7 protein-coding genes are annotated in these 6,061 nt (G+C 59.2%); 1 reads left to right on the top strand and 6 read right to left on the bottom strand.

All coding sequences use genetic code 11. The annotated features are described in order from the left end of the window. On the top strand, positions 1-844 hold an 844-nt coding region (locus tag VFO93_RS04555), incomplete at its 5' end, for a DUF4349 domain-containing protein (RefSeq protein ID WP_325133142.1). 76 nt (positions 845-920) lie between these two features. On the opposite strand, the gene VFO93_RS04550 is transcribed toward VFO93_RS04555, so the two are convergent. From VFO93_RS04550 to VFO93_RS04525, 6 genes are all read right to left on the bottom strand, one after another. After that, a complete protein-coding gene (locus tag VFO93_RS04550) occupies positions 921-1,259 on the bottom strand; it encodes a phage holin family protein (RefSeq protein ID WP_325133141.1) in 339 nt (112 codons plus the stop codon). A gap of 27 nt (positions 1,260-1,286) precedes the next feature. Continuing rightward, entirely contained in the window at positions 1,287-2,384 is a 1,098-nt protein-coding gene (locus tag VFO93_RS04545; RefSeq protein WP_325133140.1) for an agmatinase family protein, read from the bottom strand. A gap of 71 nt (positions 2,385-2,455) precedes the next feature. After that, positions 2,456-3,082 (bottom strand): hypothetical protein, encoded by a 627-nt coding sequence (locus VFO93_RS04540; RefSeq protein WP_325133139.1) that lies wholly within the window; start codon positions 3,080-3,082, stop codon positions 2,456-2,458. 85 nt (positions 3,083-3,167) lie between these two features. Continuing rightward, the gene (locus tag VFO93_RS04535) at positions 3,168-4,823 is read right to left on the bottom strand and encodes a chemotaxis protein CheA (RefSeq protein WP_325133138.1); all 1,656 of its coding nucleotides are present in this window, start codon (positions 4,821-4,823) and stop codon (positions 3,168-3,170) included. Between the two features lie 177 nt (positions 4,824-5,000). Further along, complete coding sequence (locus VFO93_RS04530; RefSeq protein ID WP_325133137.1) at positions 5,001-5,381, bottom strand: response regulator; 381 nt, start codon at positions 5,379-5,381, stop codon at positions 5,001-5,003. Positions 5,382-5,448: 67 nt separating this feature from the next. Continuing rightward, complete coding sequence (locus VFO93_RS04525; RefSeq protein WP_325133136.1) at positions 5,449-6,036, bottom strand: chemotaxis protein CheW; 588 nt, start codon at positions 6,034-6,036, stop codon at positions 5,449-5,451. Positions 6,037-6,061: the final 25 nt, after the last annotated feature.

Below are 6,061 nucleotides of genomic sequence, written 5' to 3'. Positions count from 1 at the left end.
TGCAAGCCTACAGTTGGGTTGCGAGCAGGCCCCTAAACAACAAGCAGTTTCTACTCTTAAAGAAAATGTGCCGCTGGAGGAGTCACCTCCCAACACCTCTATCCCGGTAGAGGCGATTGCGCAAGCACCCGGGGCCTTATCGCCAGCCGCAGCGCATACCGCAGTACCAGCGAACCGGCTGCTCATCTACCATGCTGATGTACGCCTAAAAACTGATGCCATGCTTCACGTAGAAGCCCGGCTCGATAGCTTAGTACGCCGCTACGATGGCTACCTCAATGCCTCCACCGAAACTCATCTTGATAACGAATGGCTGTATGTCACGACCATTCGGGTACCGCCGATTCACTTTCAGGCGCTGCTGAATGGCTTAGCGGGCTTAGGCAGAATAGAAAGAAAAGAGCTTAGCACCGAAGACGTGACCGCCGAGCACGCCGACGTAAACGCCCGCCTGCAAACCAAGCGCGCTATGGAGCAGCAGTATACCACACTGCTAAGCAAAGCACAGAAAATCAAAGATATTCTGGACATTGAGCAAAAGCTGGGCGAAGTGCGCGAGGAAATTGAAGCCACTGAAAGCCGCCTCAAAACTCTTAATAACGAAGTAGCCTACTCCACCATCACGCTCACGCTCTATCAACCGCTACCGCAGTCGGTACCTGATGCGCCGGTAGTGTCGCTGGGTAGCCGCACGGTAGAAGCGTTTTATGGCGGCTGGCAGCTACTCACCTCCTTGTTTATCGGTGCCATAAACCTCTGGCCAGTACTGCTATTAGGCGTAGGCGGCTGGGTGCTCTGGCAGCGGCGGAACCAGCGGAAACCTGCTACTCCGCCTGTTGCCTGATATGTTGCCTAACAAAAAGGGGCCGCTGAACTCTCAAGTTCAGCGGCCCCTTTTGCGTTGGCTTGGTGCCAGGTGCTTAGTCCACAATCATATCTACTACGCTCGTCACCAGCGACAGCGCGATACTGAAAATAAGCGCGCTGAGGAAGCCTTCGACTGAGAAGCTGCTCATCAGATAATCAGCCAGCTTCACGATGATAACATTGATAACCAGCAAAAACAGGCCGAGCGTGAGCACCGTAATCGGGAAGCCGATAAGCTTGAGCACCGGCTTAACGGTAGCGTTGAGCAAACCCATTACGACGACCAGAATGGCCGCGCTGCTCACGTCGGTGAGATGCACATTGGGCAGCACCTTGGCCAAACCATAGGTGAGCACGGCCGTGAGAATAAACTTGATAAGAAGCTTGACCATCGCAACAAGTGGGTTAAGGTGAATAAATTACTCAGCGCTGGTTTTACCCTTGGCCGCCAGGCGGCCCTGCGACACGGCCATCCAGTTGCAGAGTTGGTATAGCAGGCGGGCACCCACAATGCCGTTCCATTCGGTATCGCCGGGGGCTACTTCGTTGAGGTCGAGGCCAATAATAGTACGGCCCGAACGCACTACCTGGCGCAGCAGGTAGGTGGCTTCTTCGTACTCCAGGCCGCCGGGCACGGGCGTGCCGGTGCCGGGGCACAGCTTGGGGTCGAGCCCATCAATATCGAAGCTGATGTACACCTTCTGCGGCAGTTGGGCAATGATTTTGCCGCACACCTTCTTCCATGATTTCTTGGCGAATTTCTCATCGCTCAAGAAGCGCTGACCGAAAATGGCCACCCGGCCCACCGAATGCTCGATGAGGTCGGCTTCCTGCTGGCACATATCCCGAATGCCCACCTGCACCAGCTTCTTCACCTGCGGCAATTGCAGGGCGTTATACATGATGCTGGCGTGCGAGTACTGGAAGCCTTCGTAAGCCGGGCGCAGGTCGCAGTGGGCGTCAAATTGCAGAATACCAAAGCCTTCCGGGTGGCGCTCGGCCAGCGCGTGCAGGTAGCCCAGCGGCGTGCTGTGGTCGCCACCGAGCACCGCCACGGCCTTGCCGGCATCGAGTAGCGCACCGGTTTTTTGCTTGAGCCAGGCTACAAGCTTGGTGCCTTCGGCATTAACGCGGGCAGGCACTGGGCCGTGCTGGGTGGCTTCCTCGGCGGGCTGGCCGTTTTCTAACCAGCCGATGTATTCGGCGGCCTGCGGGCGCAGCTCGCGGCTGAGGTGGGCGATGGCTTCGTCCTCGTCTTCCATTGCCAGGCCGAGCTTCCAGGCATCGGGCAGGTCGGGGTCGAAGAGGTCTACTTGCAGCGAGGCTTCGCGGATGGCCTCGGGGCCCTGAGCGGTGCCGGCGCGGTAGCTCACGGTTACTTCCCAAGGCACAGGCACTACTACCACCTGAGCTTCGTCGGGGGTGAAGGGCAGGCCAAACAGGCCGCCCGCTACGTCGCCGGGGGCATTGGGGTCAAAATTGGCGATTTTTTGCGCGCGGGTATCAGTAGTTGACACGGGTAAAAAATAACACCAAGCGCGGGGCGCTTGGTGAGGTTGAGGGGAAAGTAATGGTAGCGAAAAAGGGATTAAGCCGCCGACTGCGTCTTGCCCAAAAAGTCGTAGGTGCGAATGATTTCCAAAATTTTCTCAAAGGTAGCCCGGTCGAAAAACAGCATCAGCGGTAACTCAACCGAATTATCCTTGTCCGAGAACTGCGTGATGACCGAAAAAATCAGCGGCTGCAACGCATCGGGGTCGGGCATAAGGCTTTGCAGGGCATTGCCCAAGTCGCCGGTCGGAGCCAGCGGCGGAGCGCCATAGATGCTGGCCTTTAGAATATTAGCCAGCTGCGTCACCAATGCCCCCGTGATGATATTACTGATTTCGAGCAGCAGTGATTCCTGCAACTCATTGAGCTGCAACGAATCGCCTACCTGCATGCGCAGGCAGACACGCGACAGTCGCTGGATATGCTGGCCCGAGAAAAACATAAACGTCGAGCCGTTGAAATCGCCCCGAATGTCGCTCTGAATGGCCACGTAGCGCGTCTGGTAGTCGCGCACCCGCTCAATGATATTATGGCTAGGCAGCAAATCGAGGTTGGGCACCTCGAGCATTACCCGCTCCTGCGCAATAATCGCGAAACTGTCGGCTGCTCGCGCCAGGCCGATATTCAGAATCTCGCGAATAATATCACGCTCTAAATCATTCATTAATACAGTCATAACATTTCCAGGCGTAGGGCGTGGCCGAGGCCAGCGCGTTACAGTACGAAAGCGAGCAGAAAGCGGCTAAAAATCAGGGGCGTTTGGCGAGGAACAGTCTGGTTAAGGCGGGCACGTCGAGCACCAGACACAGCTGCCCGCTGCCCAGCAGCGTTACGCCGCCAAACAGGTCTATGGTGTCCAGGGGCTTACTCAGGGGCTTCACCACAATGTTTTGCTGGCGCAAAAAGCGGTCGACCACCAGCCCCAGGCGGCGGCCGTTGTAGCTGACTATCAGCACTTGTTGGCGCGTATTATCGGCCGGCAAATCGGCGCGGGTGGCGCGGGGCAACGGCTCGTTACCCTCGCTATATAACAGGTGGCGCAGGGACACCAAGGGCACGTTTTCGTCCTGCACCCGCGTCATCAGCAAGCCGCCTACGGCAAATACTTCGTCATTTTCCAGCGACAAAACCGTGTCGGTATGCAGCAACGGCACAGCGTAGGCGCGGGCATCGAGCTCGACCAACAGCGCGCCCTTCACGGCGATAGACGTGGGCAGCACCAGCGTGAAGGTAGTGCCCTTGCCCAGCTCCGAGGCCACGCGCAGCTGGCCGCCGAGCGAGTCGATGGCTAGCTTCACTACGTCGAGGCCCACGCCCCGGCCCGAGATATCGGTAATCTTGTCGGCCATCGAAAAGCCGGCTTCAAACAGCAGCATCCACACGCCCTGCTCGTCGAGTTGGGCGGCGGCTTCGGCCGTCACCACGCCTTTGCGCACGGCTTTTTTGCGCACGGCTTCGGTGTCGATACCCCGGCCATCATCCTGAATTTGAATCAGTACGTCGTCGCGCTCGGTGAGGGCCGAAATGCGCAGCTGGCCTACCGGCGGCTTGCCGGCCGCCACGCGGGTAGCGGCGTCTTCGAGGCCGTGGCTGACGCCATTGCGCACAATGTGCAACAGCGCATCGGTGATGAGCTGCAATACGTTGCGGTCAATCTGCACGTCCTGGCCGCTCAGCGTCAGCTCTACCTGCTTGTTTTCGGCGGCGGCCACGTCGCGCACTACCCGCGGAAACTTGTTGAGCAGCACGCCCGCGCCTACCAGCCGCACATCCATCACGGAGTATTGCAGGTCGTCGGAAATGCGGAATAAATGCTGGGCGGTGGTTTGCAAAGCGGCGTTGCCGAGCTCGGCGGCCAGCGTCAGGATGCGGTCGCGGTCAATTACCAGCTCGCCCACTAGGTTGAGCAGATTATCAAGTTTTTTGACCGGGATATACACCAGGTCCGACAGCTCCAGCTTGCGGCTGGCGTCGGCGTCGGCTTCTTCGGTGGTTTGCTCGGGGGCGGCCTGCGCCGGCTCCTGGCCTTGAATAAGGCGCTCCAGATTGTCGAGCAGGGCGTGGGCGTCACCCGTTTCCTGGCCCGAGCCCACGGCCCGAATCATGGTCCCCAGCATGTCTACCGCCCCGAAAGTCAGGGGCACGAGCGAGCCGGTGAAGGTGCGCTCCTGCCCCCGAATCTGCCCGAACAGGGTTTCCATTTTGTGCGCTACCTCGCCCATGTCCACAAAGCCCATCGCCCGCGCGTTGGCCTTGAGATTGTGCATGAGGCGAAACAGCTCGTTGAGGGCGGCCGCATCCTGCGGATTACGCTCCAGCTCACTGAGGTGGCGCGACATGGCGTCGTAGTATTCTAACGCCTCGGCCATGAACAGCTCCCGGTATTCCTGGTCGCGTGATTTCATAGGCCGCTAATAGTCAACAACTCGCCTAAGTAACGTAGCATCCGGCCGGCCGCACCTCCGCCGCCAGCCGGGCGTGGCCACGCCGGCCAACACGCGCTACACGGGGAGATGAGGTCAGACATTGGAAACAAAAACGAAGGAGAGAAAAACCTGAATTACTACTGCCGAGGGCAAACCCTAGGCGCGGGGACCGTCGCCGTTCAGCGCGCCGCCCACGATTTCGAGCACGCGCTCTTCCGAGAAAGGCTTCACGATGTATGCCAGCGCGCCGCTCTCAATAGCCTCGTTTACAATGGTTTCCTGGCCCACGGCCGAGCACATTACCACTTTGGCATCGGGCTGCTGCGCCCGAATGCCCTTGAGCACGTCGAGGCCGGTATTGTCGGGCAAAATCACGTCGAGCGTGATAAGGTCGGGCGTGGTAGCCACGGCCATTTCCAGCGCCTGCTGGCCGTTGGCAGCTTCGCCCACCACGTCGTAGCCGGCGTCGGTAAGCATGTTTTTGAGCATCGTCCGCATATAGAACGAATCGTCGACGATGAGAATGCGCTTATTCATGAAAGCTAATCTAGAATTATGAGGAAAAAAGCAAAGGAAGCGCGGAGCTTACCGCCACGCGGCCTCTCTACGGCTTTTCGGGGGGCGGGGGTGCATCGGCCGGGGCAGCCCCGGCGGCCGCTGAGGGCGCGGCGCGGCCGGGCAAGCGCATAATCTCGCTGGGCGTAAGGAGCTTAGCCATATCAAGCACGATAATCACGCCTTCGCCGTCCGGTAATTTAGCGATGCCTTCGAGGTATTTTTCGCGCTGGCCGCTGTCCTGCACAAACTCGGGGGCCGGCTCGATGAGGCTGACGGGCAGCGTAACGGGGCGCGGTACCTCGCGCACCATCAGGCCGAGAGTGTAGTCGGCGGCTTCTACGGCCAGGGTGTACGAAAAGTCAGGCACCGGCCGGCCCGCCGGCCGCAGTTGAAACCGCTCCTCCAGGTCGACAATGGCGATGATGTCGCCGCGCAGGTTGGCGATGCCCTTGATAAAGGGCGGCGTTTTGGGCATCCGCACCACTTCGGGCGTCACCGTCACTTCCTTCACCTGCTCGATGCGGATACCGTAGTCCTCATCGCCCAGGCGAAAAACAATCAGCTGGACTACCGCCTCGGGGGCGGCCGGTGCGGCGCGCCGCGCAGTTGACGGAGCCGCAGAAGTATCAGGCATAAGTAATACGAGTTGATAGTCAAAG

The sequence above is a fragment of the Hymenobacter sp. genome, from assembly GCF_035709525.1.
Classification (GTDB): Bacteria; Bacteroidota; Bacteroidia; order Cytophagales; family Hymenobacteraceae; genus Hymenobacter.
This window is presented reverse-complemented; position numbering and strand designations above follow the sequence as displayed.

Excerpts from the sequence above, each read along its gene's own strand:
- VFO93_RS04530 (WP_325133137.1), bottom strand. The coding sequence starts at position 5,381 with ATGAATAAGCGCATTCTCATCGTCGACGATTCGTTCTATATGCGGACG.
- VFO93_RS04550 (WP_325133141.1), bottom strand. The coding sequence starts at position 1,259 with ATGGTCAAGCTTCTTATCAAGTTTATTCTCACGGCCGTGCTCACCTAT.
- VFO93_RS04540 (WP_325133139.1), bottom strand. The coding sequence starts at position 3,082 with ATGAATGATTTAGAGCGTGATATTATTCGCGAGATTCTGAATATCGGC.
- VFO93_RS04535 (WP_325133138.1), bottom strand. The coding sequence starts at position 4,823 with ATGAAATCACGCGACCAGGAATACCGGGAGCTGTTCATGGCCGAGGCG.
- VFO93_RS04525 (WP_325133136.1), bottom strand. The coding sequence starts at position 6,036 with ATGCCTGATACTTCTGCGGCTCCGTCAACTGCGCGGCGCGCCGCACCG.